The sequence below is a fragment of the Bartonella sp. AA83SXKL genome, assembly GCF_042196965.1.
Taxonomy (GTDB): Bacteria; Pseudomonadota; Alphaproteobacteria; order Rhizobiales; family Rhizobiaceae; genus Bartonella.
In genome coordinates this window covers 1-776 of sequence record NZ_JBHIRG010000155.1, presented here as the reverse complement: position 1 = coordinate 776, position 776 = coordinate 1, and the positions used below count along the sequence as shown (strand labels likewise).

Annotated in this window: 1 protein-coding gene and 1 pseudogene; both read left to right on the top strand. The window is 43.6% G+C overall.

The window, feature by feature from the left end; translation table 11 throughout:
• The first annotated feature begins 11 nt into the window (after window positions 1-11).
• Window positions 12-701, top strand: coding sequence for a phage baseplate assembly protein V (locus tag ACFINO_RS10295; protein ID WP_375655727.1), 690 nt, complete (start codon window positions 12-14; stop codon window positions 699-701).
• Window positions 698-776: pseudogene (locus tag ACFINO_RS10290) on the top strand (baseplate assembly protein W); the annotation flags it as partial. The gene ACFINO_RS10295 and the pseudogene ACFINO_RS10290, both read left to right, overlap by 4 nt.

Here is a 776-nt window from a genome sequence, read left to right as displayed (position 1 = left end):
TGAAGGTGACCATGTTAGAGCGACGCGATAAAGAGATCACCGATTTAAAGAGACGTGTAGCCAATATGGTTGTGGTAGGGAAAATTAGCCATGTTGACCATAAAAACGCACGCTATCGAGTAAAAACTGGAAATCTTGTCAGTGATTGGATTCCAGATACCCAAGCCCGTGCTGGTAAAACACGCTCTTATGAAGGGCGCGATGTTGGAGAACAAGTGGTTGTTGTTTCATCATCAGGCGATTTATCACAAGGGGTGATTGTTGGCTCTATTCATACCGATGCACATCAAGCCGCCAATAAAGGCAGCATTCATCGAACTATATACCCTGATGGAACCATCCTTGAATATGATGATAAACAAAACAGCTATACCCTTAATCTCACATCAGGAGGAAAGTTTAGTCTCACGATTTCTGATGGCGTATCGATAAAAGGGGATGGTAAAAAGTTAGAACTGCAAGCCGCAGAGGGCATCAAAATTATTTCACAAGGTGACCTGAGTTTAAGTGCAGAAAAAAACATTGCCCTGAAAGCAGGTGGAAGTGTTTCACTCCATTCGGATGATGGCATTGCTCTTCATTCAAGTGAGGGTGTTTCCATCCATTCTAGTGATTTAAAGCATAATGGCACCAATATTGGAAACAGCCATGTTCATGGAGGTGTTTCCCCTGGTGGCTCCATGACAGGAGGTCCAAATTGAACAGTGGAATGGACCGCACAACAGGAAAGCCATTGGTTGGCATAGAGCATTTGCGGCAGTCGATTATTGATATCT